The organism is Bacteroides sp. 14(A) (genome assembly GCF_000526555.1).
Classification (GTDB): Bacteria; Bacteroidota; Bacteroidia; order Bacteroidales; family Bacteroidaceae; genus Bacteroides; species Bacteroides cellulosilyticus.
The window spans coordinates 2,707,038-2,731,265 of the sequence record NZ_JAGH01000002.1 but is presented as its reverse complement, the minus strand read 5'-3'; the positions used below and the strand labels follow the sequence as shown (position 1 = coordinate 2,731,265).

The 24,228-nt window shown below is 44.7% G+C and carries 25 protein-coding genes; 22 read left to right on the top strand and 3 right to left on the bottom strand.

Features of this window, described 5'->3' with window-relative positions; genetic code table 11:
* The first annotated feature begins 205 nt into the window (after nt 1-205).
* From K429_RS0117845 to K429_RS0117835, 3 genes are all read left to right on the top strand, one after another.
* The gene (locus tag K429_RS0117845; RefSeq protein ID WP_026367779.1) at nt 206-1,744 is read left to right on the top strand and encodes a peptide MFS transporter; all 1,539 of its coding nucleotides are present in this window, start codon (nt 206-208) and stop codon (nt 1,742-1,744) included.
* Nucleotides 1,745-1,783: 39 nt separating this feature from the next.
* A complete protein-coding gene (gene hpt / locus K429_RS0117840) occupies nt 1,784-2,320 on the top strand; it encodes a hypoxanthine phosphoribosyltransferase (protein ID WP_022209252.1) in 537 nt (178 codons plus the stop codon).
* 249 nt (nt 2,321-2,569) lie between these two features.
* Entirely contained in the window at nt 2,570-3,142 is a 573-nt protein-coding gene (locus K429_RS0117835) for an adenylate kinase (RefSeq protein WP_026367778.1), read from the top strand.
* A 95-nt stretch (nt 3,143-3,237) separates the two neighbouring features.
* Here K429_RS0117835 and K429_RS0117830 read toward each other — a convergent pair whose 3' ends face one another.
* Nucleotides 3,238-3,714, bottom strand: coding sequence for an AraC family transcriptional regulator (locus K429_RS0117830; protein WP_007212588.1), 477 nt, complete (start codon nt 3,712-3,714; stop codon nt 3,238-3,240).
* Between the two features lie 74 nt (nt 3,715-3,788).
* On the opposite strand from K429_RS0117830, the gene K429_RS0117825 reads away from it, so the two are divergent.
* From K429_RS0117825 to K429_RS0117765, 13 genes are all read left to right on the top strand, one after another.
* Nucleotides 3,789-5,123 carry a DUF1593 domain-containing protein gene (locus K429_RS0117825; protein ID WP_026367777.1) on the top strand — a complete coding sequence of 445 codons (1,335 nt, stop codon included), beginning with the start codon at nt 3,789-3,791 and terminating at the stop codon, nt 5,121-5,123.
* Nucleotides 5,124-5,247: 124 nt separating this feature from the next.
* Nucleotides 5,248-6,420 (top strand): GTPase ObgE, encoded by a 1,173-nt coding sequence (gene obgE / locus K429_RS0117820; protein WP_022209255.1) that lies wholly within the window; start codon nt 5,248-5,250, stop codon nt 6,418-6,420.
* Entirely contained in the window at nt 6,417-7,238 is an 822-nt protein-coding gene (gene pgeF, locus K429_RS0117815) for a peptidoglycan editing factor PgeF (RefSeq protein ID WP_026367776.1), read from the top strand. The genes obgE and pgeF overlap by 4 nt, the downstream gene beginning before the upstream one ends.
* Nucleotides 7,239-7,248: 10 nt before the next feature.
* Nucleotides 7,249-7,917: a lipoprotein signal peptidase gene (locus K429_RS0117810; RefSeq protein WP_026367775.1), complete on the top strand. Its 669-nt coding sequence runs from the start codon at nt 7,249-7,251 to the stop codon at nt 7,915-7,917.
* Between the two features lie 15 nt (nt 7,918-7,932).
* Nucleotides 7,933-8,598, top strand: coding sequence for a B3/4 domain-containing protein (locus K429_RS0117805; RefSeq protein WP_026367774.1), 666 nt, complete (start codon nt 7,933-7,935; stop codon nt 8,596-8,598).
* 18 nt (nt 8,599-8,616) lie between these two features.
* Nucleotides 8,617-9,243: a M23 family metallopeptidase gene (locus K429_RS0117800; RefSeq protein ID WP_044096723.1), complete on the top strand. Its 627-nt coding sequence runs from the start codon at nt 8,617-8,619 to the stop codon at nt 9,241-9,243.
* Between the two features lie 69 nt (nt 9,244-9,312).
* Nucleotides 9,313-10,290, top strand: coding sequence for a PhoH family protein (locus tag K429_RS0117795; protein ID WP_026367772.1), 978 nt, complete (start codon nt 9,313-9,315; stop codon nt 10,288-10,290).
* Nucleotides 10,291-10,386: 96 nt separating this feature from the next.
* On the top strand, nt 10,387-11,331 hold the full coding sequence (locus tag K429_RS0117790) for a phosphoribosylaminoimidazolesuccinocarboxamide synthase (protein WP_007215353.1): 945 nt from the start codon (nt 10,387-10,389) through the stop codon (nt 11,329-11,331).
* 70 nt (nt 11,332-11,401) lie between these two features.
* A complete protein-coding gene (ubiE, locus tag K429_RS0117785) occupies nt 11,402-12,139 on the top strand; it encodes a bifunctional demethylmenaquinone methyltransferase/2-methoxy-6-polyprenyl-1,4-benzoquinol methylase UbiE (protein ID WP_026367771.1) in 738 nt (245 codons plus the stop codon).
* A 58-nt stretch (nt 12,140-12,197) separates the two neighbouring features.
* On the top strand, nt 12,198-12,944 hold the full coding sequence (locus K429_RS0117780) for a shikimate dehydrogenase (RefSeq protein WP_007212567.1): 747 nt from the start codon (nt 12,198-12,200) through the stop codon (nt 12,942-12,944).
* Between the two features lie 17 nt (nt 12,945-12,961).
* Complete coding sequence (locus K429_RS0117775; protein WP_026367770.1) at nt 12,962-13,912, top strand: alpha/beta hydrolase; 951 nt, start codon at nt 12,962-12,964, stop codon at nt 13,910-13,912.
* A 38-nt stretch (nt 13,913-13,950) separates the two neighbouring features.
* A complete protein-coding gene (locus K429_RS0117770) occupies nt 13,951-14,856 on the top strand; it encodes a YgcG family protein (RefSeq protein ID WP_026367769.1) in 906 nt (301 codons plus the stop codon).
* A 49-nt stretch (nt 14,857-14,905) separates the two neighbouring features.
* The gene (locus K429_RS0117765) at nt 14,906-15,487 is read left to right on the top strand and encodes a LemA family protein (protein ID WP_007215350.1); all 582 of its coding nucleotides are present in this window, start codon (nt 14,906-14,908) and stop codon (nt 15,485-15,487) included.
* A 121-nt stretch (nt 15,488-15,608) separates the two neighbouring features.
* Here K429_RS0117765 and K429_RS0117760 read toward each other — a convergent pair whose 3' ends face one another.
* Nucleotides 15,609-16,169 carry a hypothetical protein gene (locus tag K429_RS0117760; protein WP_026367768.1) on the bottom strand — a complete coding sequence of 187 codons (561 nt, stop codon included), beginning with the start codon at nt 16,167-16,169 and terminating at the stop codon, nt 15,609-15,611.
* A 13-nt stretch (nt 16,170-16,182) separates the two neighbouring features.
* Complete coding sequence (locus K429_RS0117755) at nt 16,183-16,671, bottom strand: RNA polymerase sigma factor (RefSeq protein WP_007215348.1); 489 nt, start codon at nt 16,669-16,671, stop codon at nt 16,183-16,185.
* 699 nt (nt 16,672-17,370) lie between these two features.
* On the opposite strand from K429_RS0117755, the gene K429_RS0117745 reads away from it, so the two are divergent.
* The 6 genes from K429_RS0117745 to K429_RS0117720 all read left to right on the top strand — a co-directional run bounded on the left by K429_RS0117745 (nt 17,371) and on the right by K429_RS0117720 (nt 24,227).
* Nucleotides 17,371-17,610, top strand: a complete 240-nt coding sequence (locus K429_RS0117745; RefSeq protein ID WP_007215346.1) for a hypothetical protein — start codon at nt 17,371-17,373, stop codon at nt 17,608-17,610.
* 427 nt (nt 17,611-18,037) lie between these two features.
* The gene (locus K429_RS0117740; RefSeq protein WP_007215345.1) at nt 18,038-19,207 is read left to right on the top strand and encodes an AIR synthase-related protein; all 1,170 of its coding nucleotides are present in this window, start codon (nt 18,038-18,040) and stop codon (nt 19,205-19,207) included.
* Between the two features lie 4 nt (nt 19,208-19,211).
* Nucleotides 19,212-20,324 (top strand): peptide chain release factor 1, encoded by a 1,113-nt coding sequence (prfA, locus tag K429_RS0117735; RefSeq protein ID WP_026367767.1) that lies wholly within the window; start codon nt 19,212-19,214, stop codon nt 20,322-20,324.
* 25 nt (nt 20,325-20,349) lie between these two features.
* Nucleotides 20,350-22,101: a DUF4153 domain-containing protein gene (locus K429_RS0117730; RefSeq protein ID WP_026367766.1), complete on the top strand. Its 1,752-nt coding sequence runs from the start codon at nt 20,350-20,352 to the stop codon at nt 22,099-22,101.
* A 36-nt stretch (nt 22,102-22,137) separates the two neighbouring features.
* The gene (pyrF, locus tag K429_RS0117725) at nt 22,138-22,968 is read left to right on the top strand and encodes an orotidine-5'-phosphate decarboxylase (RefSeq protein WP_026367765.1); all 831 of its coding nucleotides are present in this window, start codon (nt 22,138-22,140) and stop codon (nt 22,966-22,968) included.
* A 32-nt stretch (nt 22,969-23,000) separates the two neighbouring features.
* On the top strand, nt 23,001-24,227 hold the full coding sequence (locus tag K429_RS0117720) for an HD domain-containing protein (protein WP_026367764.1): 1,227 nt from the start codon (nt 23,001-23,003) through the stop codon (nt 24,225-24,227).
* Nucleotide 24,228 lies beyond the last annotated feature (1 nt).

Sequence of the window (24,228 nt, the reverse complement as noted above, 5' to 3'; positions counted from 1 at the left end):
TATTTACATTTCTAAGAAAGCTCCTGAGCTTACGAGGCGACTGCACCTCTTTCCTGCTAAATCTTTTTCTCATCCTCTTCGTACGCAAAAATATATCTTTTTTCACTTATAGCGCCAAAGAGAGACAATTTATTTTAATGTAGTAATGTCTTTTTTAATCAGATTCTATAACTTTGCCTCCCATAAAGAAAATATCTATACTATAATGAGTACATCCAAACACCCGAAAGGTCTTTACCTCGTCTTTGCTACCAGCACGGCAGAACGTTTCAGCTACTACGGTATGCGTGCTATCTTCATCCTGTTTCTAACCCAGGCACTCTTGTTCGATAAGGAACATGCCGCCTCTATTTATGGCAGCTATACCGGACTGGTTTATCTCACTCCGCTCATCGGCGGATATATTGCTGATAAATACTGGGGCATCCGGCGTTCCGTTTTCTGGGGAGCCATGATGATGGCGATAGGGCAGTTCCTGATGTTCTTCAGTGCGTCGGTGCTGGATACTAAAGAGCTTTCCCACTGGTTGATGTATGGGGGACTCACCTTCTTAATTTTAGGAAACGGATGCTTTAAGCCTACAGTTTCGTCATTGGTCGGACAACTTTATGAACCGGGAGACAGACGTCTGGACTCTGCTTATACTATATTCTATATGGGGGTAAATGTGGGTTCTTTCTTTGCCCCGCTGGTTTGCGGTTACTTCGGTGAGACGGGTGATCCTAATGATTTCAAATGGGGATTCCTGATTGCAGCAATCGTTACAGTCTTCACGGTAATTCTGTTCGAAACGCAAAAGAGCAAGTACCTGATCGGTCCTGACGGAAAGCCACTCGGTATTATTCCGGACGCTAAACGGGAGCAACCGAAAGAACATAAAACAGTTCAGCAAACAGCCATAGATAAAGATAAGAAGATGCGCAACAATTTGCTTCTCGGAGCACTGACCATTGCCCTTGCCTTATTCTTCTACTGGTGTTTCGGCAACGATTGGGTCAGTATAGGCATTTTCACAGCCTGTATCGTCTTCCCCGTCAGCATTCTGCTGGACGGCTCTCTGACAAAGATAGAGCGTGACCGTATCTTTGTTATTTACATTATCGCTTTCTTCGTTATATTCTTCTGGGCAGCCTACGAACAAGCAGGTGCTTCACTCACCCTCTTTGCTGCCGAGCAAACCGACCGTACAATCCTCGGTTGGGAAATGCCTGCCTCCTGGATACAATCTTTCAATCCGTTCTTCGTAGTTATACTGGCAGCCATCATGCCCAGTGTATGGGGTGCGCTGAACAAACGAGGCATGGAACCGGCTTCTCCCACCAAACAAGCTATTGGTTTGTTGCTGCTCTCATTGGGATATTTAGTCATTTGTTTCGGTGTGAAAGATGTACAGCCTGGTGTAAAAGTCAGCCTTATCTGGCTAACCGGACTTTATTTCATCCATACTATGGGAGAAATAGCCCTCTCCCCTATCGGTTTATCCATGGTAAACAAACTCACCCCTGTCCGTTTTGCCTCTCTTATGATGGGAATCTGGTATCTTTCCACCTCTACAGCCAATAAATTTGCAGGTACTTTAGGCGGCCTTTATCCCGAAGACGGAAAAGTGAAAACCCTGCTCGGATTCCGTATTGAAACCATGTTCGACTTCTTTATGGTATTCGTTATCATGTCCGGCGTAGCCTCTCTTATCCTCTTCCTGCTCTCAAAGAAATTACAGAAGATGATGCATGGAGTAGAATAAAAATCGTATTTTTGTGCCAATTTTAAAAATCTATCCCTTATGGACACCATACAAATAAAAGACAAAAAGTTCACTGTTTCCATCAAGGAACAGGACATTCTGAAAGAAGTAACCCGCGTTGCAAATGAAATCAATCGCGATCTGGCTGGTAAAAATCCTCTGTTTCTCAGCGTCCTGAACGGCTCGTTTATGTTTACTGCTGATCTGATGAAAAACATTACTATTCCCTGCGAGATTTCTTTCGTGAAGCTGGCTTCTTATCAGGGGGTGTCCTCTACCGGAGTTATCAAAGAAGTGATCGGTATTACCGAAGATCTGACAGACCGCACGGTAGTGATTGTGGAAGATATTGTAGATACTGGCTTGACTATGCAACGTCTGCTGGACACGCTGGGCACACGTAACCCGAAAGAAATCCACATCGCTTCGTTACTGGTGAAACCTGATAAGTTGAAAGTAGATTTGAATATAGAATACGTAGCCATGGAAATTCCTAATGACTTCATTGTAGGTTATGGATTGGATTATGACGGCTTCGGGCGCAATTATGCGGACATTTATACAGTGGTAGATTAAAGAAATCGAATACTACGTATAGAGCTATAGGCCATACCTGAACCGGGTCAAGTCCGTACCAAGTCCGTACCTGCTCCGTAAAAAGGTACCTTTGCACGGAGAAGATACGGACTTGGTACGGACTTGACCCGGACTTGATACGGAGCAGACCTTGCTCAAGGCTATCAGGATAAGGCTAAATTATGGTGCGTACAAGAGAATTTTGAATTAGGTATAATTAATAAGTAACAGTTAAATTGTAAATCACAAATGTTGAACATTGTAATTTTCGGTGCTCCCGGTTCAGGAAAGGGAACACAAAGTGAGAAAATCGTAGAAAAGTACGGTATTAACCACATCTCAACCGGTGACGTGTTGCGTGCAGAAATCAAGAACGGCACAGAACTGGGCAAAACAGCTAAAAGTTATATCGATCAAGGCCAGTTGATCCCTGACGAACTGATGATTGATATTCTTGCAAGTGTATTCGACAGCTTTGAAGACAGCAAAGGTGTAATCTTCGACGGTTTTCCTCGTACGATTGCACAGGCAGAAGCTCTGAAGAAAATGCTTGCTGAAAGAAATCAGGGAGTAAGCGTTATGCTTGACCTGGATGTACCTGAAGACGAACTGATGGTCCGCCTCATCAAACGTGGCAAGGATTCCGGTCGTGCCGATGACAACGAAGAGACTATCAAGAAACGTCTTCATGTTTATCATTCACAGACTTCTCCGCTGATTGACTGGTACAAGCAGGAAGGACAATACCAACACATCAAAGGACAAGGTGCATTGGAAAAAATCTTTGCTGATGTTTGCGCTGCAATCGACGCTGCAAAATAAAGTAACACAATCATAATTTAGAAGCGCGGTAATACCCATGAAAATGATATTACCGCGCTTTGTTATTCTCCCGTCTGCCCTAAAATAACAAGTAACTATTTCACGATCTTCTTTTTATATTCACGCGGGGTACATTGGATTTTCTTAAAGAATGTAGCATTAAACCGAGCTATAGAATTGAATCCACATTCGTATGCAATGTCGGTAATGCTCATGTCTGTAGTCAGTAATTTACGTTGTGCATGAGCTATTCTTAACTCAGCAATATAGTCACTTATTGTAGTACCAAATGCCTTCTTAAATATATGATTGGCATAATCAGGATGCAGACCTACTGCATCACCAATATCATTGGCTTTAATATCATTACAATAATTCTTAGTAAGATATATCGTTATTTTTTCGTTGTGTCGCAAGTAAGTGATATTCCCTTGGGGCAGGTAATTTATCTCTATTTCATTATGCCTATCGTATCTGGGCATAACACGGGGTATCCATGTCTCACATGTAAGTCCATAAGGTTTAAACTCCTCACGAAACTTATCAAAACTGTAACATTTCTCGGAATTCATTATATTCGTATATAAAAATAGAGAGTGTTATTCACATTTTGGTGGTAAATTTGCAAAAATAATCTTTAAATGCCATGAAAAAAGTACTTTTCTTCTTTTTCTTTCTTACAGCATGGAGCCTTTATTCAGAGGCGCAAGTGGCTAATGAGGACAAACATCGGCTGATTGTAACCACTGATTTAGGGGGAACTGATCCGGATGATATCCAGTCAATGATACACTTGTTATTATGCTCAAATGTAATCGACATTGAGGGGTTAATCAGTTCACAAGTCTGGATGGATGACCCAGATAAAACAGCTAAAATTTCAGAGGTAGTAGAACAATTTGGAGAAGTTCTGCCTCGCTTGAATAAACATGCAGAAGGGTATCCCAGTTTGAATCAACTGCAGGCAATTATTAAACAAGGGCAACCTTCCTCTAACATGACCGGAGTAGGTCAAGGTAAAGATTCTCCGGGATCAGAACTGATAATCTCGGTAGTTGATAAGAAAAAGGATCAACGCCCCGTATGGCTTGCAGCTTGGGGTGGAATGAATACGATAGCGCAAGCTTTATGGAAAGTGAAGCATACACGCAGCGAGAAAGACCTTAAAAAGTTTACTGCAAAAATCCGCATATATGATGTTCTAGGGCAAGATGATGCCGGAGCCTGGATAGCCAAGAACTTCCCGGAAATAGTATATATCAGAAATAAAGAAGTATATGGTTGGGGACCTTCCGATAAATGGCTTAAACAGAATATTCAAAGTCATCAGCCATTAGGCAAGCATTATCCTGACCGGAAGTGGGCAACGGAAGGTGACTCTCCTGCTTTCTTTTATGTATATGCCAATGGCCTGAACGTACCCGATTCACTTGAATATGGAGGATGGGGCGGTCGTTTCTCCAATCAAAAGACGAGTGGTATACGAGGTATGGATTTTATAGTGCGCAGCGGGAAAGATGAAACACAATATGACCCTTATTATATGCATGGAAGCTGCAAAGAGGGCTGTGCCGCCATCAACAAATGGCAGCAGCACATCTGGAATAATTTTGCAGCACGTATGTTGTGGACTACAACCGATGATTATAAAGCGGTGAATCACCATCCGCATGCAGTGCTTGATGGAGACCGTTCGCTAAAATGTATCTTTAAGAAGGTAAAAGCCGGAAATTCCATGGTTTTAGATGCCAGCGGTTCAACTGATCCTGATGGTAACAAGCTGATATACAAGTGGAGTGTTTATACTGAACCAAGCAGTTACAAAGGTGAAGTAAAAATAGAAGGGGATAATGCGGAAAAATGCAAAGTGCATATTCCTGCTGATGCTGCGGGCCAAAACATACATATCATTTTAGAATTGACGGATGAAGCAACTCCGGCACTTACCGTTTATAGACGAGTAGTGCTAAAAATAAGTTAGAAATGCCCTCCGCTACGGATTAATAAATAAAAAGGAATAAAAAAGTTTGAGGTAGTCTTGGAGAATCGTTACTTTTGCATCGAAAAAGAAAATAAGTATTTTAAAATCAATCGTAAGGAAAGAAATGGCTGAATCGAACTTTGTTGACTACGTAAAGATATATTGCCGCTCCGGAAAGGGCGGACGAGGCTCTACGCACATGAGGCGTGAGAAATACATACCCAATGGCGGCCCCGACGGAGGTGACGGAGGACGAGGAGGTCACATTATCCTACGTGGTAACCGTAACTACTGGACGCTGTTGCATTTGCGCTACGACCGCCATGCATTGGCCGGACATGGAGAATCCGGTTCCAAGAACCGCAGTTTTGGTAAGGATGGAGAAGATAAGATTATTGAAGTTCCCTGTGGCACAGTGGTATACAATGCCGAAACAGGTGAATATATCTGTGACGTCACCGAGCATGGACAAGAAGTAGTTTTGCTGAAAGGCGGACGCGGCGGACTGGGTAACTGGCACTTCAAGACAGCCACCCGTCAGGCACCCCGCTTTGCACAACCGGGCGAACCGATGCAGGAAATGACAGTAATCATGGAGCTGAAACTCTTGGCAGACGTAGGTCTGGTAGGCTTCCCGAATGCCGGAAAATCAACCTTGCTTGCTTCTGTATCTGCCGCCAAGCCCAAGATAGCCAACTATCCATTCACCACATTGGAACCCAACCTGGGTATTGTTTCTTACCGTGACAGCAAGTCGTTTGTCATGGCGGACATTCCCGGTATCATTGAAGGAGCCAGTGCAGGAAAAGGTTTGGGATTGCGCTTTCTGCGCCATATCGAGCGTAATTCTCTGTTGCTCTTCATGGTGCCTGCCGACAGCGATGATATCCGGAAAGAATATGAAATCCTGTTGAATGAGCTGAGCACTTTCAATCCTGAAATGCTGGACAAACAACGGGTACTTGCCATCACCAAGAGCGATATGCTCGATCAGGAATTGATGGACGAAATAGAGCCTACACTCCCTGCAAACGTTCCGCATGTATTCATTTCTTCCATTACCGGTATGGGACTTTCCGTGCTGAAAGATATTCTTTGGGAAGAGTTGAATAAGGATAGCAACAAAATAGAAGCTATCGTTCACCGTCCGAAGGATGTAAGCAAACTCCAGCAAGAGTTGAAAGACATGGGTGAGGATGAGGACCTCAGCTATGAATATGTGGAAGATGACGAGGACGTGGAAGACCTGGAAGACTTTGAGTATGAGGAAGAGGACTGGGAGGATGACAAGCAATGATTGCTCTGACAGAAGATAAACGAATGTTGGGATACGGGGTTATGACACCGTACTCCAACATTTTTTGTTTCGCAACTACCCGTCGGGGAGGTTTCAGCAAGGGAGATTATGCCTCTTTCAACTGTACGCCTTACACGGGGGATGATGCAGAATCTGTCCGTCGCAATCAAGAACTACTCTGCAACTCCATGCCTCAACAGCCTAAAGAATTAGTCATTCCGTTCCAGACACATGGTACAAAGGTGGAGGTGATTGATGAAAAGTATCTCAATGCCACATCTGACGAGCGAACTGCCATGCTGCAAGGAGTGGATGCACTAATCACCAAGGAACCGGGTTGCTGCATTTGCATTTCTACGGCTGACTGTATTCCTATTCTGTTGTATGATCGCAAGAACCAAGTGGTAGCCGCCGCCCATGCAGGTTGGCGGGGAACGGTGAATTACATAGCCGGACATACTCTCGACAAGATGCGGGCACTCTACGGAACCGATGGAAAAGACGTAATCGCTTGTATCGGGCCCGGCATATCCTTGCCTTCTTTTGAAGTAGGCGAAGAAGTGTACGAAGCTTTCCGCACGAACGGCTTTGCAATGGATTATATATCAGAATGGAAACCGGAAACACATAAGCATCATATCGACCTGTGGGCTGCAAACCGGATGCAGTTGCTCGACTTCGGCGTACCCGGCGAGCAAATAGAAACATCAGGTATTTGTACCTATATGAGGCATGAAGAATTTTTCTCGGCAAGGCGGCTGGGGATTAAATCAGGACGTATACTATCGGGAATTATGATAGTAGACACAAAACCATAACTTTTTTAATATGAAGAATATTTTATCCAAAGGGCAACTATCAATTCTCATTGTATTGGGAATTTTGATTCTTGACCAAGTCATAAAGATTGAAGTTAAAACGAATATGTTTTATAATGAAAGCATTCATATCACGGATTGGTTTTATCTTCGTTTTATAGAAAATCCCGGTATGGCTTTCGGTATGCAGATAGTGCCTAAAGCCATTCAGACTATTGCCCGCACAATATTTGCCATCGCAATTGTATGGTATATCGTCATACTTATTAAGGCTAAATATAAGCGTGGTTATATTGCATGTGTTTCATTGATACTGGCAGGAGCTATCGGGAACATCATCGACAGCATATTTTATGGCGTTATTTTCAGCAAGAGTACACCCGCCGAGATTTCTACTTTCGTACCTATAGGGGAAGGATATACCGGTTGGCTGCATGGAAAAGTGGTCGATATGTTCTACTTCCCTCTTTTTGAATTTAACTGGCCAAGCTGGATGCCATTTATAGGAGGGGACAATTTTGTATTCTTCAGTCCGGTATTCAATTTAGCGGATGCTGCCATCAGTTGCGGAGTGATTATCTTATTTTTGTTTTACATGAAAAGTTTAAATAGTAGTTTCAGGCTGGTTAAAGAAAAGTATCAGGCTCATACAAACAAACCATCTTCTTCCACTCATTAAAAGTAGCTATAATCTATGTATAATATCACCGTATCAGAAGAAATAAAGAATGCCTGCCCCATCTTCAAAGGTGCAGCCGTCTATGCAGAAGTTACCAATACAGCCTTTTGCGAAGGGCTTTGGGAAGAAATCAATACTTTCACCCGGGAACTGACTTCCACCACCCAGCCAGAGGACATCAAACAGCAACCCGCCATTGCAGCTACCCGGGAAGCTTATAAACGTTGCGGCAAAGACCCCAGCCGTTACCGTCCTTCTGCCGAAGCTTTGCGCCGCCGTCTGATGCGCGGAATTGCCCTTTACCAAATAGATACACTGGTTGACCTGATTAATCTGGTATCCCTGCGCACCGGTTATTCCATCGGTGGTTTCGATGCGGACAAGATACAGGGTACTGACCTCAAACTGGGGGTTGGACGCACCGAAGAACCATTCGAAGGTATCGGACGGGGCGTGCTGAACATCGAAGGACTTCCGGTCTATCGCGATGCCGTAGGCGGTATCGGTACTCCTACCAGCGACAACGAACGTACTAAAATGGATTTAGGCACCCAGCATATCCTTGCCATCGTCAATGGTTACAGCGGACAGGAAGGTCTGCGGGAAGCTGCCGAGATGATACAGGAGTTACTGAAAAAATACACTTCTTCGAATGGAGGAGAAATTATCTATTTTGAATAACAAGAAGGACCTTTAATCATGAACATATTCTTTCTGCTGCTGTCATTCGCACTGGCTTATACTCCGCCTGAAGAGAAACCTAGTTTCTCGCAAATGGAAATCAATCATATCCGGGTTACTACACCGGGGCTTTTCGATAACGAAAAATTGTTAGAATTGCATCTGGAGCAAATACCTGACACCGCCTATTGCTTTCCGCTTCCCGGAGGAAAAGTGATTTCTCCTTACGGACGCGGTAGCGGCCGTCACTCAGGTATTGATATCAAGACTTGCGCCAAAGACACGATACGCAGTGCTTTCGATGGCATTGTACGTATGTCGAAGCCTTACAGTGCTTACGGCAACGTAATCGTTGTGCGCCATTCTTCGGGATTGGAAACGATATACAGCCATAATTTTAAGAATCTTGTTCAGAGCGGTGACGTCGTTAAAGCCGGACAACCCATTGCACTGACCGGACGTACCGGACGGGCCAGTACAGAACATCTTCATTTTGAAACCCGCATCAACGGGCAGCATTTCAACCCCAATCTCATTTTCGATTTCAAAGAAAGGACACTCCGCAAAGAGTGTATTCACTGCACCAAGAATGGAAAAGGCGTCATCGTGAAGCCTGCAACAAAAAAAACAGCCGGAACCAGCTAAGTATCCAAACGTTTCACTAAATTTGCAACTGTTTTACCTATAAAACGACATGAACTTATAAACAATTCAATGATAGAAAAACTGATTGTTCTTGAGGATATCGACCCGGTTATCTTTTACGGTGTGAATAACGCCAATATGCAGTTGATAAAAGCTTTGTACCCCAAACTGCGCATTGTTGCACGCGGCAATGTCATCAAAGTGTTGGGAGATGAAGAAGAGATGTGCGCATTCGAAGAAAACATTACCAAGCTGGAAAAATACTGCGCCGAATACAACTCATTGAAAGAAGAGGTCATCATCGATATCATCAAAGGAAATGCACCGCAAGCAGAAAAGTCGGGTAACGTCATCGTATTCAGCGTGACAGGCAAACCGATCATCCCCCGCAGTGAAAATCAGCTTAAACTGGTAGAAGGTTTCGCCAAGAACGACATGGTATTTGCCATAGGTCCTGCCGGTTCGGGAAAGACGTATACTGCCATTGCCCTTGCCGTACGTGCCCTCAAAAATAAAGAGATCAAGAAAATCATCCTCAGTCGCCCCGCCGTGGAAGCCGGTGAGAAGCTTGGATTCCTGCCCGGTGACATGAAGGATAAGATAGACCCGTATCTGCAACCGTTGTATGATGCCTTGCAGGATATGATTCCGGCTGCCAAGCTGAAAGAATACATGGAGCTGAACGTCATTCAGATCGCTCCCCTCGCCTTTATGCGCGGAAGGACGTTGAATGATGCAGTCGTAATTCTGGATGAAGCGCAGAACACCACTACCCAGCAGATTAAGATGTTCCTCACCCGTATGGGTATGAACACCAAGATGATTGTAACGGGAGATATGACACAGATCGACCTGCCCTCTTCCCAAACTTCGGGACTGGTACAGGCACTCCGCATCCTGAAAGGTGTGAAAGGCATCAGCTTTGTGGAACTGAACAAGAAAGATATTGTGCGTCACCAATTGGTAACTCGCATTGTAGATGCTTACGAGAAATTTGATAAGGAAACCAAAGCCGAACGGGAAAAAAGAAAACTCACCACAGGGTAACACAGAGTCTCACAGAGCAGAAAAGAACTCTGTGAGACTCTGTGTCACTCTGTGGTGAAAACCATAGAAAATATCCAAATCATAAATATAACAATGATGAAAGCATTAACAAAAACTGATTTCAATTTTCCGGGACAGAAAAGTGTGTACCACGGAAAAGTACGCGATGTTTATAACATCAATGGTGAAAAGCTGGTTATGGTAGCAACCGACCGTATCTCTGCATTCGACGTTGTTTTGCCGAAAGGTATTCCTTTCAAAGGACAAATGCTGAATCAGATTGCAGCCAAATTCCTGGATGCTACTACTGACATTTGCCCTAACTGGAAGACAGCTACACCCGACCCGATGGTAACGGTAGGTGTGATGTGCGAAGGTTTCCCCATCGAAATGATTGTACGCGGTTATCTTTGTGGTAGCGCATGGCGTACTTACAAAAGCGGTGTACGCGAAATCTGTGGTGTGAAGTTGCCCGAAGGAATGAAGGAAAACCAGAAGTTCCCCGAACCCATCATCACACCGACTACGAAAGCTGAAATCGGTGAACACGACGCAGACATTTCAAAAGAAGAAATCCTTGCTAAAGGTCTGGCTACTCCCGAAGAATATGCCATATTGGAAAAATACACCATGGCACTCTTCAACAGAGGAACTGAGATCGCAGCAGAACGTGGTCTGATTCTGGTAGATACGAAGTATGAATTCGGTAAGCACAACGGTACTATTTACCTGATGGATGAAATCCATACACCGGACTCCAGCCGCTACTTCTACTCTGAAGGTTATCAGGAACGCTTTGAAAAAGGCGAAGCACAGAAACAGCTTTCTAAAGAATTCGTTCGCGAATGGTTGATGGACAATGGTTTCCAGGGCAAGGAAGGACAACAAGTTCCGGAAATGACAGACGAAATCGTAGCATCCATCAGTGAGCGTTACATTGAACTGTACGAGCATATCACCGGAGAGCAATTCGTGAAAGAAGATACCAGCAACATTGCTTCACGTATCGAGAAGAACGTAACGGAATACTTAAATAAGTGATAAACGGTTTAGTGATAAGTGATTAGTAGATTTATTAATCACTTATCACTAACCACTAAACACTATCAACATGGATTATCCCCAGGAACATATCAAACCTTACGGTGAGGACGGAAAGAAGAGTGAACAGGTAGAAGAAATGTTCGACAACATTGCTCCTGCTTATGATAAGCTGAACCATACACTTTCATTAGGCATCGACCGCAGTTGGCGCCGGAAAGCGATCAATTGGTTAAAACCTTTCCAACCGAAGCACATCATGGACGTAGCCACCGGTACAGGTGACTTTGCCATTCTTGCCTGCCGCGAGTTGCAGCCTGACGAACTGATAGGCACCGACATCTCAGAGGGAATGATGGACGTGGGACGTAATAAAGTAAAACAGGCGCACCTCTCGGACAAAATATCCTTTGCCCGGGAGGACTGCACCTCTCTCTCATTTGCCGATGACACGTTCGATGCTGTAACCGTAGCGTTCGGCATCCGCAACTTCGAAGGGTTGGACAAAGGGTTGGCGGAAATGTGCCGAGTGCTGAAAACCGGAGGACATCTCGTCATTCTGGAACTCTCCACACCGGACCGTTTTCCGATGAAACAGCTTTTCACCATCTATTCCAAAGTAGTCATCCCCCTGCTCGGCAAATGCCTGTCAAAAGACAATAGTGCTTACACCTACCTGCCCCAAAGCATCCGTGCTTTCCCGCAAGGCGAAGTGATGCAGGAAGTTATTCGCAAAGCAGGTTTCAGTCAGGTTAATTTCCGCAGACTGACATTCGGTATATGCACTCTTTATACTGCGACTAAATAGAGTGATAAGTGATATCACCCCACCTTATATATATTAACGTTAGCACACTAAGAGAATTATGCAGAAATACGGTTTAATAGGCTATCCGCTGAGACATTCGTTTTCCATCGGATATTTCAATGAAAAGTTCAAATCGGAGAATATCGACGCCGAATATGTAAACTTTGAGATACCCAACATCAATGACTTTATGGAAGTCATAGAGGAAAATCCCAACCTCTGCGGACTTAATGTGACCATCCCGTACAAGGAGCAGGTCATTCCCTTTCTTGACGAACTGGACAAAGATACCGCAAAGATCGGCGCAGTGAACGTCATCAAAATCATCCGTCAGCCAAAAGGAAAAGTAAAACTTGTCGGCTACAACTCGGATATCATAGGATTTACACAGTCCATTGAGCCTTTACTGCAACCCCATCACAAGAAGGCGCTGATTCTGGGTACAGGCGGTGCATCCAAAGCCGTCTATCGCGGACTGGCTAATCTGGGCATCGAAAGCGTATTCGTATCGCGTACGAAAAAGGAATCGTCTTACCTCACTTATGACGAACTCACACCGGAGATCATGCAGGAATATACTATTATCGTAAACTGTACACCCGTAGGCATGTATCCTAAGGTGGATTTCTGTCCGGATATTCCTTATGATCAATTAACTCCCAACCATTTACTCTACGATTTGTTATATAATCCCAATGAAACCCTTTTCATGAAAAAGGGAGAGGCTCACGGCGCCGTTACTAAAAACGGACTGGAAATGCTGTTATTGCAAGCATTTGCCGCATGGGAAATATGGAACAAATAGAGTGAAAGGAAGGAAAGATGAAGAAAGGTATCAAGTACAGTCTGCTCGGACTGTTAGCAGTTATCATTATTGCCCTCACAGGTGCGAGTTTCTACATGCTCGGCTACTCGCTGAGACCGGAGCACAACAAAGGGAAAGATATTCCCGGCTCCTACGAGTATATGCTCAGCGAGTACCCGCAAATCAAGCCTTGGATAGATAGTTTGCAAACTGTCGGTGCTTTACGGGATACCTTTATTATCAACCCTGAAGGGGTGCAACTGCATGCCATTTACGCAGCCGCTCCCGAACCTACCCACAAAACAGCCGTCATCGTGCATGGCTATACGGACGATTGCATCCGTATGCTAATGATAGGTTACCTTTACAACAAAGATTTAAAGTATAACATTCTGCTGCCCGACCTGCAAAATCAGGGACTAAGCGGAGGCCCTGCCATTCAAATGGGTTGGAAAGACCGGTTGGACGTTTTGCACTGGATGGACATTGCCAACGGTATTTACGGCGGAAATACCCAGATGGTAGTACATGGCATCTCTATGGGTGCCGCCACCACTATGATGGTATCCGGTGAGCCTCAACAACCTTTTGTGAAATGTTTTGTGGAAGATTGCGGTTATACCAGCGTATGGGACGAATTCTCCTACGAGTTGAAAGGGCAGTTCGGGCTGCCTCCTTTCCCGTTGATGTACACTACCAGCTGGCTGTGCAACGCGAAATACGGCTGGAACTTCAAGGAAGCTTCTTCGCTGAATCAGGTCAGGAAATGCAAACTGCCGATGTTCTTCATTCATGGCGATGCAGATACATACGTACCCACCTGGATGGTATATCCCCTCTACGAGGCAAAATCGGAACCTAAAGAATTGTGGCTTGCCCCCGGTGCCACACACGCCATGTCCTACAAGGATCACCCGGAGGAATACACCGAACGTGTGAAGAATTTCGTAGGAAAATACATCTATTGATGTGATTTTTCCTATATTCGCCACACAAATACATTAGTATGAAAAGATTAATCTCCATAAGTTTATTCCTATGCCTGCTGCTATCCATGCAGGCACAGAAGGTCTATACTACAGACAATATCCCCAAAGTACATCTTCAGAACAAAATGCGCTATGTCTGCAATCCGGACGGCATCCTCTCTCAGGCTGCCTGCGACAGCATCGACCGTATGCTGTATGCATTGGAACAACAGACCGGCATTGAGACAGTAGTTGCCGTAGTTCCGTCCATCGGCAATGATGATTGCTTTGACTTTGCACACCGCCTGCTCAATGAATGGGGTGTGGGAAAGAAAGGAAAGAATAATGGTCTGGTCATTCTTCTGGTGACCGACCAGCGCTGCATCCAGTTCTACACAGGTTATGGACTGGAAGGAGATCTGCCCGATGCCATCTGTAAACGTATCCAGACGCGTGACATGATTCCTTATCTGAAAGATGGTAACTGGGATGCGGGTATGGTTGCCGGTGTGCGTGCCGTATGCGGCAGACTGGACGGCAGCATGGTGAATGATACAGATGATGAAGAAGACATTTCCTTTTTCGGTATTCTGGCAGCAGTTATCGGATTCTTTGTTGTTGCCGGAGGAATCGGTTGGATGGCGGCACGTGCCGCAAGCAAATGCCCCAACTGCGGGCAGCACAAATTGCAACGTACCAGCAGCAAAGTGGTTTCACGGATCAACGGAGTAAAAACAGAAGATGTTACCTACACTTGCCGCAACTGCGGACACAAGGTAGTACGCCGCAAACAGTCGTATGATGAAAACTATCGCGGAGGTGGCGGAGGAGGTCCGGTCATCTTCGGTGGTGGCGGAGGCTTCGGCGGCGGAGGCGGTGGCTTCAGCGGAGGCAGCTTCGGTGGAGGTATGGGAGGTGGCGGAGGTGCCGGTTCCCGATTCTGATGCACCGCAGAAATATATAAATTGTATAATCATTTAATAAAAGAAAAGTATGAAGAAATCAACTATTATCATTCTTGTTGTTTTAGCTCTCCTCGTCATTTGGGGTGTCACTGGTTATAACGGACTGGTAACTATGGATGAAAACGTAAGCGGACAATGGTCAAACGTTGAAACACAATATCAACGCCGTGCCGACTTGATTCCGAATCTGGTTAGTACGGTAAAAGGATACGCTTCTCATGAAAAAGAAACTCTGGAAGGTGTGGTAGAGGCTCGCAGCCAGGCTACTCAAATTAAAGTAGATGCTAATGATCTGACTCCGGAAAAGTTGGCTGAATACCAGAAAGCTCAAGGTGCGGTAACTTCTGCATTGGGTAAGTTGCTTGCCATTACCGAGAACTACCCCGACTTGAAAGCAAACCAGAATTTCCTGGAACTGCAAGCTCAATTGGAAGGTACTGAAAACCGTATCAACGTGGCACGTACCAACTTCAACAATGCAGCAAAGGATTTCAATACCGCTATTCGCCGCTTCCCGAGAAACATTCTTGCAAGTCTGTTCGGTTTCGAAAAACGTGCTTACTTTGAAGCTTCCGAAGGAGCTGAAACAGCACCGCAGGTACAGTTCTAAATAAGCATATTCCTACCGTAACAAACGGTTCTATAAAAAACAAGTACCCCTTCCACCCATCGGAAACTCCGATCTATTCGAGTTTCCAGAGTGGAAGGGGTACTTTCATTTTTTAAGATGACTACTGCAAATCCGTTATTGCCTCTTTCAATTCTTTTATCCCGCTCCATGCTTTGAGGAACAAACGAATTCCTATCAGCGTTCCTACGACAAGACCAGTCCAGGCACCTATCAATATATAACGATCACCCATCTGGGACATATCCCATATCATACTTGCCAGTAAAGGTACGGCACACAACACACTCACAGCTATCCCCACTTTGAAAGACATCCGGAAACGGCTCTCCGCCAGACACACTTCACGCACAGTCATCTTCAGGCAATCAATCTTCCTTAACAGCAACATCCATGTGAATTGCCGGACTATTATCACAGCTACAAACAGAAACAACAGCACCCACGTTGACATGCTAAAATCACACATCTGATTATGAACAATATACCAGCAAAAGAAAGGTAAACAGATCACTACAATCGTAAATCGACGCAACACACGATCCTGGACCTTCTTTACTTTACTGACCACCTTATTATTTAGTTGCTGGCGCTGGTCCATTTCCAGGCGTCCGAGCCTTTCTTCCATGATATTCCAATTTTGTTTTAATTCTTCCAGTTCCATAATCTGTTTTATTTTAGCTATTCGCTTGTTTTGTAAGTTTATCCTTAATTCGTTTCAATTTTGAAGCCACGGTATTGCGCGGCACGCCGACAATTTCCGCAATCTCTTCGTAAGAATTCTCATCCAGCCACAGCAAGATGACGGCACGTTCAAACTTATCCAGTCCCGCAATGAGACGATACATCTCTTTCAAGCGTTTGGTCGTTTCACTATCTTCTGCTTCCAAGCCGTAGAGGGAATCCAAGGAAGTATGTTCGCCCCGGCGTTGCTGCTGGCGATAGAAGGAGATACAGGTATTCAATCCCACGCGGTAAATCCACGAAGAAGGTTTACCCTTTCCTTCATAACCCTCGAAGCCTTTCCAAAGGTTTATTACTACATCCTGGTAGAGATCTTTAAAATTATCCCCATCCGTAGCATACATGTAGCAGATTTTATAGATCACTCGCTTGTATTCCTCAATGAGGGAAGTGAACTGTTTTTCCTTATCATTCTGTTCCATCTTAAGATAGTCTTTTATACATAAGACGCCCGGTTGGGGAATTAGTTGCAGAGGAAAGAAAAAAAAGAAAATTGAGGGATATACTACGGACGGGGTATGAATAAAGTGATAATCCTGTATGACAAACGTCTGTACATAAACGATAAATATCAACAATATAAGATATTTGTGAGATCAGTCGTATACTTAGGGTACCTCAGTATAATACTTAGGGTACCTCAGTCGTATACTGAGATACCATCATTATAACACTTCTGATAATCAGCTATTTACAAAACCCCTTTCAATATTAATAAATTGAGACAAATGAGCTGTTTAAAATGATAAATTATACTCTTTCTATTCCGTAATTAATACATTTTCGTCCTCATTATATACATCCATATTAAAAATTCCTGTATCTTTGTTACATATTTCTTCAATAATGAAGAGATATGCTTTGCGATTTGGAGATATCATTTTATTATTCGTAGTACTAAAAGTCTGGTAAATTTTTAAAAGTACGAATAATAAGTGGAAGTCTCCACGTCTGGATTGCATATAACTCTGTTATATAAGCTCCGGGCGTGGGGCTATTGCTTATTATTTTCTTTGCGGGTTTACCAGAGCCTTAGTACGGAATAATATATCAATAGTTCCCACGCTCTTTTTTACGATCAAGGAACTTGGGACAAACTACAATTTTAAATTTATAACACGATGAATGTAGACTTTACCTGCTCTTGCCAAATGAAAACCGACTTAGAAAACTCAGCCGATGTATTTTCTTTTTTTGAAGAAAACTATTCTCTGCCTGCTATCGCAGATAATCTGGATACGCTTTCCCCTAAAGAATTGCGCTGTGCCTGTTGCCTGATGGGCGTTGCCTTAGTAGCATTATCCCAGAAGAAAACCATTTGGGAACGACTGAAGAATATGGGATTGGGAAGCAAAGAATAAAGCCTTAGCCCTGCTTCATTACTACCGCCCTCACACAACTCCCTGAGCCATCATGCAAAAGATGGCATCTTTTATTGTAAAAGGTGGCATCTTTAACATCAAAAGATGGCATCTTTCGTAGCAAAAGATGCCACCTTTTGCATCACTTGTATAAGAGAAAGAGATGAAAGGTAAGTGTTATCAACATGAAAGGATTAAGTGAAGATGCCCCAAACTCCAATTTCTTATGCAAAGGCAAGGCTATAAGCAAAATAATCGCTACTTTTGCTACGTGAAGATAGGCTGCACCTCAGCAAAATGCAAATGCCGGGGCATTCAGTTTAAATAAATCTCTCACATTCGAAAAAGAGAATGAATTCTCTTTTTACTCATAAAATCGAGATTTTGCACTATCTTTGCGCATTCAATTGAAAAAACATATCAACTCATGAGTAACCAAAGATACATGATGCGCGGTGTCAGCGCTTCTAAAGAAGATGTGCACAATGCCATCAAGAACATCGACAAAGGTATTTTTCCGCAGGCTTTCTGCAAAATTATCCCTGACATTTTGGGCGGTGACCCGGAGTATTGCAACATCATGCACGCTGACGGTGCAGGTACGAAGTCCTCATTGGCTTATATGTACTGGAAAGAAACAGGTGATCTTTCTGTTTGGAAAGGCATTGCACAGGATGCACTGATTATGAATATCGACGACCTGCTCTGCGTAGGTGCAGTAGATAATATCCTGGTTTCTTCTACCATCGGACGCAACAAACTCCTCATTCCGGGAGAAGTAATCTCCGCCATCATCAACGGAACGGACGAATTGCTCGCCGAGCTCCGCGAAATGGGTGTAGGCGTATATGCTACTGGCGGTGAAACTGCCGATGTAGGCGATTTGGTGCGTACCATCATCGTAGACAGCACCGTAACTTGCCGCATGAAGCGCAGCGATGTGATTGATAATGCCAATATCCGTCCGGGCGATGTAATTGTAGGCTTGGCTTCTTACGGACAGGCTACTTACGAAAAGGAATATAACGGTGGCATGGGCAGCAACGGACTGACCAGCGCCCGTCATGATGTATTCTCCAAATATCTGGCAGAAAAATATCCCGAAAGTTATGACAAGGCAGTGCCCGAAGAACTGGTTTACTCCGGTGGTCTGAAACTGACGGATGCCGTAGAAGACAGCCCGCTGGATGCAGGCAAATTGGTACTCTCCCCTACCCGCACGTATGCGCCGGTAGTGAAGAAGTTACTGGATGCACTTCGCCCTGAAATTCACGGTATGGTACACTGCTCGGGTGGTGCACAGACGAAAGTGTTGCACTTTATAGGTGACAATTGCCGCGTGATTAAGGATAATCTGTTCCCTGTTCCTCCTTTGTTCAAAACAATTAAAGAGCAGAGCAATACGGACTGGGCAGAGATGTACAAGGTATTCAATATGGGACACCGTCTTGAAGTATATCTGTCGCCCGAACATGCCGAGGAAGTAATTGCCATTAGCAAGAGCTTCGGCATCGATGCACAGATTGTTGGACGTATTGAAGAAAGCAACCAGAAAGAACTGATTATCAATAGTGAGTTCGGAGAATTCAAATACTAATTCAATGGCAGACAACAATACCATATTAGAGAAACTCGAAGGGCTTGTTGCCCGCTTCGAAGAAGTATCGACGCTGATTACAGACCCGGCAGTGATTGCCGACCAGAAGCGTTACGTAAAACTCACCAAAGAGTATAAAGAACTGGGCGACCTGATGGAGGCCCGTAAAGAATATATCCAGGTGCTGAACGGCATCGAGGAAGCCAAAGAGATCATCTCCAATGAAGCAGACCCGGAGATGCGGGAAATGGCACGCGAAGAATTGGATGCCTGTCAGGCACGCCAGCCGGAACTGGAAGAGCATATCAAACTCCTCCTCGTACCTGCCGACCCGCAGGACAGCAAGAACGCCATCCTCGAAATTCGTGGAGGTACAGGTGGTGACGAAGCCGCAATCTTTGCCGGAGACCTTTTCCGCATGTACACCAAATATTGCGAAACAAAAGGTTGGAGGATGGAAATATCCAGCGTCAACGAAGGCGCAGCAGGCGGATTCAAGGAAATCATTTGCAGCGTTACGGGCGACAATGTATACGGAACATTGAAATACGAATCGGGTGTACACCGCGTACAGCGTGTTCCGGCTACTGAAACTCAGGGGCGTGTGCATACTTCCGCCGCATCCGTAGCCGTGCTGCCCGAAGCAGAAGAGTTCGATGTAGTGATTAATGAAGGCGAAATCAAATGGGATACTTTCCGAAGTGGCGGTGCCGGCGGACAGAATGTAAATAAAGTTGAGTCCGGTGTACGTCTGCGCTATGTATGGAGAAATCCAAACACCGGTGCTTCCGAAGAAATCCTGATTGAGTGTACCGAAACACGCGACCAACCGAAGAATAAAGAGCGTGCCCTCTCACGTCTGCGTACCTTTATTTACGACAAGGAACATCAGAAATATCTGGACGATATTGCCTCCAAGCGAAAGACAATGGTATCTACCGGAGACCGCTCCGCTAAAATCCGTACCTACAACTATCCACAAGGACGCATCACCGACCATCGTATCAACTATACCATCTATAACCTCTCCGCCTTTATGGACGGTGACATTCAGGACTGTATCGACCACCTGATTGTAGCGGAAAATGCAGAACGTCTGAAAGAAAGCGAACTGTAAACCAACAGGTTAAGAAGCAGAGCGAATGAAAGGACAGCTACTACATAAAGTATTTCATACCCTGACGGAAGCGTTTCAAAATTGCCTGAGGCGCTTTCCTTCTACAGTATGTTTTGTCCTTGCACTTACTGTCTATTTAGTCTATCTGGTAGCTACCGACATGGATGATGACAGGAAGCTGGTGATGGTTCTGGGTTACTATTTTTCTATCGGTACGTTGCTCTCACTCACTCTCCACCTGTGGAGCGAAGAGATAAAGAACAAGATAAAAGGAGTGATCGTACATATAGTAATGCACGTATTGCTGATTGCCGATGCGGTGTACCTCTACAGCCTTTCACCGGAACAGTCGCTTACTGAAATAGGCATAGCCCACGGAGCCGCCATCCTGGCACTGTGGCTTTCGGCTTTCTTCCTTTCATTCATCAAAGAAAAGAATGACATTCCAAGCTGGAACTTCGCTTCATACACGGTTGGCGCTTTTGTCACGGCCAATGTGGTGGGGCTTATCATGAGCGGTGGAATCAGTCTGCTGGTTTTCTCGCTTCGCCAACTCTTCAACGTGGATGTAAGTTGGAATTGCTATCTATATATCCTTATTATATGTAGTGTATTGCTTCCGATGTTGCTCTTCCTTGGCATGTTGCCCAAAGATGAACAAAAACATAACCGGGAGCCGCAACCATCGGAGTTCCTGAACGGTACGATACATTTTCTCTTTCTCCCGCTCATGGCAGGATACCTCCTCGTGCTTTATGTCTATGCAGCCCGCATATTTATCAGTTGGGAACTGCCCACAGGCTGGGTATCCTGGCTCGTGGTAGCACTGATGGCAGGATGTATCGCCATTGAATTCGGGTTGTATCCCGTGCGTATTCAGGAGAAGAAACCTATAAACGAATGGATTGCGCGTTGGTTACCCGCTTTGGTATTGCCGATGCTGGTACTGATGACAATCGGCATTATACGCCGCTTCAACGATTACGGCGTCACCATCAATCGCCTTTACCTTATAACTCTCAACATCTGGTGCTACATTGTTTGTATTGGACTCGTCTTCACTAAAGCCCGGCGCATCAGTTGGATACCGATTTCGTTCTCCATCCTCTTTCTGCTAACTTCGGCACTGCCAGTCAATTATGCAAGTATCACCCGGAATATCATGCGCAGCAGCGTAGAGAAAGAGCTGAAACGCACTAATTTAAAACTACCACTCACCCGTGAACAATACGATGACTGGATGGAATCGCTCCCGACGGAAACGGCAGTGCAAGTAAACGACAAGTTCAGATATCTGCGCAACTGGTTCGGACGGAAAAGTATAGCCGACCTTGTGGACAAGGATGCCTCATTCTATTCTTCTAAAAATTACGGTACTACCGATACAACAGACGATTCCGATTCCTTTGTATCATACAGCGGCAAGAGTTCCCATCAAGTCAGCATCCAGATACCGGACGGGTACCATCAGTTCATAGTCGTACCGGATGAAGATATAAAGGACAGATACTTCCACATACCATACGACTATCTGGAAACAGGGATACTACCTGTTCCCCTTACCACTCAGACTAATAATAAGAACGATACGATCTTCATTGACCTGAAAACAATGGAGGCACTTGATAATCACAAATATAATCAAATGCCCCCTACCCGATTTAAATGTAATTCCGACAGATGCCTTTTCATGCTAACAAGTTTCTCTCTGGATTACAATAAGAAAAGGAAAGATGCTCTCAGGTTACGCATAGAAGGCTACTTATTCAAGAAATAACCAAACGAATTATAAACAGATTAAATAGATTCAGTAATGGATAAACAACAACTTTTTGAAAATATCAAGCGTAAGAAATCATTCCTCTGCGTAGGTCTGGATACAGACATCAAGAAAATCCCGGAACACTTGTTGAAAGAAGAAGATCCGATCTTCGCTTTCAATAAAGCCATCATCGACGCAACGGCTGACCTTTGCATTGCCTACAAACCGAACCTCGCTTTCTATGAAAGTATGGGCGTGAAAGGCTGGATTGCTTTTGAAAAGACTGTGAAATATATCAAGGAAAACTATCCCGACCAATTCATCATTGCCGATGCAAAGCGTGGTGACATTGGAAATACCTCTGCCATGTATGCCCGCACATTCTTCGACGAACTGGACATCGACTCTGTAACCGTAGCCCCTTACATGGGTGAGGACAGTGTTACTCCGTTCCTGACTTATGAAGGCAAATGGGTAATCCTCCTGGCACTGACAAGCAACAAAGGTTCCCACGACTTCCAGTTGACGGAAGATCCCAACGGCGAACGCCTTTTCGAAAAAGTACTGCGTAAGTCTCAAGAATGGGCCAACGACGGACAGATAATGTACGTGGTAGGTGCCACACAAGGCCGTGCTTTCGAAGATATCCGCAAGATTGTTCCCAACCACTTCCTGCTTGTGCCGGGTGTAGGTGCACAGGGTGGCTCACTGGAAGAAGTTTGTAAGTATGGCATGAACTCCACTTGCGGACTGATTGTAAACTCCAGCCGTGGCATCATCTATGTGGATAAGACTGAAAAATTTGCAGAAGCTGCACGCAATGCCGCAAAGGAAGTGCAACAGCAGATGGCGGAACAGTTGAAGGGAGTGATTAACGCCTAATCACTTATCACTTACCCTTAATCACTAACAACGTGTTCGAACGAAAGATCATTAACGACCCGGTGTTCGGGTTCATCAATATCCCGAAGGGGTTGCTGTACGACATCGTGCGGCATCCCCTTTTGCAGCGTTTAAACCGCATCAAGCAACTGGGTTTGTCGTCTGTGGTTTATCCCGGTGCACAGCACACGCGCTTTCAACATTCGTTGGGGGCTTTCCATTTGACGAGTGAAGCTGTCCAGCAGCTCACCAGCAAAGGAAACTTCATTTTCGACAGTGAAGCCGAGGCAGTCCAGGCAGCCATTCTGATGCATGACATCGGACACGGTCCTTTCTCTCATGTACTGGAAGACACCATCGTACAGGGCGTATCCCACGAGGATATCTCCCTCATGCTGATGGAACGCATCAACAAAGAAATGAACGGGCAACTCACCCTTGCCATCCAGATATTCAAGGACGAGTACCCCAAGAAGTTCCTGCACCAACTGGTCAGCGGACAACTCGACATGGACCGTATGGACTACCTTCGCCGCGACAGTTTCTATACTGGCGTAACGGAAGGTAACATCGGCTCGGCACGCATCATCAAGATGCTCGATGTGAAAGAAGACCATCTCGTGGTAGAATCCAAAGGTATCTATTCCATTGAGAACTTCCTCACTGCCCGCCGCTTGATGTACTGGCAGGTATATCTGCACAAAACGTCCGTGGCATACGAGAAAATGCTCATCAGTGCCCTGCTCCGTGCCAAAGAATTAGCAAGTAAAGGTGTAGAATTATTTGCTTCACCGGCATTGCGTTTTTTCCTTTACAATGACATCAACAAGGAAACTTTCTATAACAATCCGGAGTGCCTGGAGAACTTTATCCAACTGGACGACAATGATATATGGACCGCATTAAAAGTCTGGAGCACCCACAGTGACAAGGTTTTATCCACGCTGAGCCTCGGTATGATCAACCGTAATATCTTTAAAGTGGAAATTTCTACCGAACCAATATGTGAAGAAAGGAAAAAAGAGTTAACTTTGCAAATCAGTCAGCAACTGGACATACCCCTCTCTGAAGCGAGCTATTTCGTCTCTACCCCCAGCATCGAGAAGAATATGTACGACCCGGCAGACGATAGTATTGATATCCTTTATAAAGACGGAAGTATTAAGAATATTGCTGAAGCATCGGACATGCTCAATATTTCCCTATTGTCCAAGAAGGTAAAAAAATACTATCTTTGCTACCAACGTTTGCATAGGTAAG

Excerpts from the sequence above, each read along its gene's own strand:
- K429_RS0117765 (WP_007215350.1), top strand. The coding sequence starts at position 14,906 with ATGAAGAAATCAACTATTATCATTCTTGTTGTTTTAGCTCTCCTCGTC.
- K429_RS0117730 (WP_026367766.1), top strand. The coding sequence starts at position 20,350 with ATGAAAGGACAGCTACTACATAAAGTATTTCATACCCTGACGGAAGCG.
- K429_RS0117790 (WP_007215353.1), top strand. The coding sequence starts at position 10,387 with ATGAAAGCATTAACAAAAACTGATTTCAATTTTCCGGGACAGAAAAGT.
- prfA (WP_026367767.1), top strand. The coding sequence starts at position 19,212 with ATGGCAGACAACAATACCATATTAGAGAAACTCGAAGGGCTTGTTGCC.
- K429_RS0117835 (WP_026367778.1), top strand. The coding sequence starts at position 2,570 with ATGTTGAACATTGTAATTTTCGGTGCTCCCGGTTCAGGAAAGGGAACA.
- K429_RS0117740 (WP_007215345.1), top strand. The coding sequence starts at position 18,038 with ATGAGTAACCAAAGATACATGATGCGCGGTGTCAGCGCTTCTAAAGAA.
- K429_RS0117800 (WP_044096723.1), top strand. The coding sequence starts at position 8,617 with ATGAACATATTCTTTCTGCTGCTGTCATTCGCACTGGCTTATACTCCG.
- pyrF (WP_026367765.1), top strand. The coding sequence starts at position 22,138 with ATGGATAAACAACAACTTTTTGAAAATATCAAGCGTAAGAAATCATTC.
- K429_RS0117795 (WP_026367772.1), top strand. The coding sequence starts at position 9,313 with ATGATAGAAAAACTGATTGTTCTTGAGGATATCGACCCGGTTATCTTT.
- K429_RS0117775 (WP_026367770.1), top strand. The coding sequence starts at position 12,962 with ATGAAGAAAGGTATCAAGTACAGTCTGCTCGGACTGTTAGCAGTTATC.
- K429_RS0117745 (WP_007215346.1), top strand. The coding sequence starts at position 17,371 with ATGAATGTAGACTTTACCTGCTCTTGCCAAATGAAAACCGACTTAGAA.
- ubiE (WP_026367771.1), top strand. The coding sequence starts at position 11,402 with ATGGATTATCCCCAGGAACATATCAAACCTTACGGTGAGGACGGAAAG.
- K429_RS0117805 (WP_026367774.1), top strand. The coding sequence starts at position 7,933 with ATGTATAATATCACCGTATCAGAAGAAATAAAGAATGCCTGCCCCATC.
- K429_RS0117770 (WP_026367769.1), top strand. The coding sequence starts at position 13,951 with ATGAAAAGATTAATCTCCATAAGTTTATTCCTATGCCTGCTGCTATCC.
- hpt (WP_022209252.1), top strand. The coding sequence starts at position 1,784 with ATGGACACCATACAAATAAAAGACAAAAAGTTCACTGTTTCCATCAAG.
- obgE (WP_022209255.1), top strand. The coding sequence starts at position 5,248 with ATGGCTGAATCGAACTTTGTTGACTACGTAAAGATATATTGCCGCTCC.
- K429_RS0117845 (WP_026367779.1), top strand. The coding sequence starts at position 206 with ATGAGTACATCCAAACACCCGAAAGGTCTTTACCTCGTCTTTGCTACC.
- K429_RS0117825 (WP_026367777.1), top strand. The coding sequence starts at position 3,789 with ATGAAAAAAGTACTTTTCTTCTTTTTCTTTCTTACAGCATGGAGCCTT.
- pgeF (WP_026367776.1), top strand. The coding sequence starts at position 6,417 with ATGATTGCTCTGACAGAAGATAAACGAATGTTGGGATACGGGGTTATG.
- K429_RS0117780 (WP_007212567.1), top strand. The coding sequence starts at position 12,198 with ATGCAGAAATACGGTTTAATAGGCTATCCGCTGAGACATTCGTTTTCC.
- K429_RS0117755 (WP_007215348.1), bottom strand. The coding sequence starts at position 16,671 with ATGGAACAGAATGATAAGGAAAAACAGTTCACTTCCCTCATTGAGGAA.
- K429_RS0117830 (WP_007212588.1), bottom strand. The coding sequence starts at position 3,714 with ATGAATTCCGAGAAATGTTACAGTTTTGATAAGTTTCGTGAGGAGTTT.
- K429_RS0117810 (WP_026367775.1), top strand. The coding sequence starts at position 7,249 with ATGAAGAATATTTTATCCAAAGGGCAACTATCAATTCTCATTGTATTG.
- K429_RS0117760 (WP_026367768.1), bottom strand. The coding sequence starts at position 16,169 with ATGGAACTGGAAGAATTAAAACAAAATTGGAATATCATGGAAGAAAGG.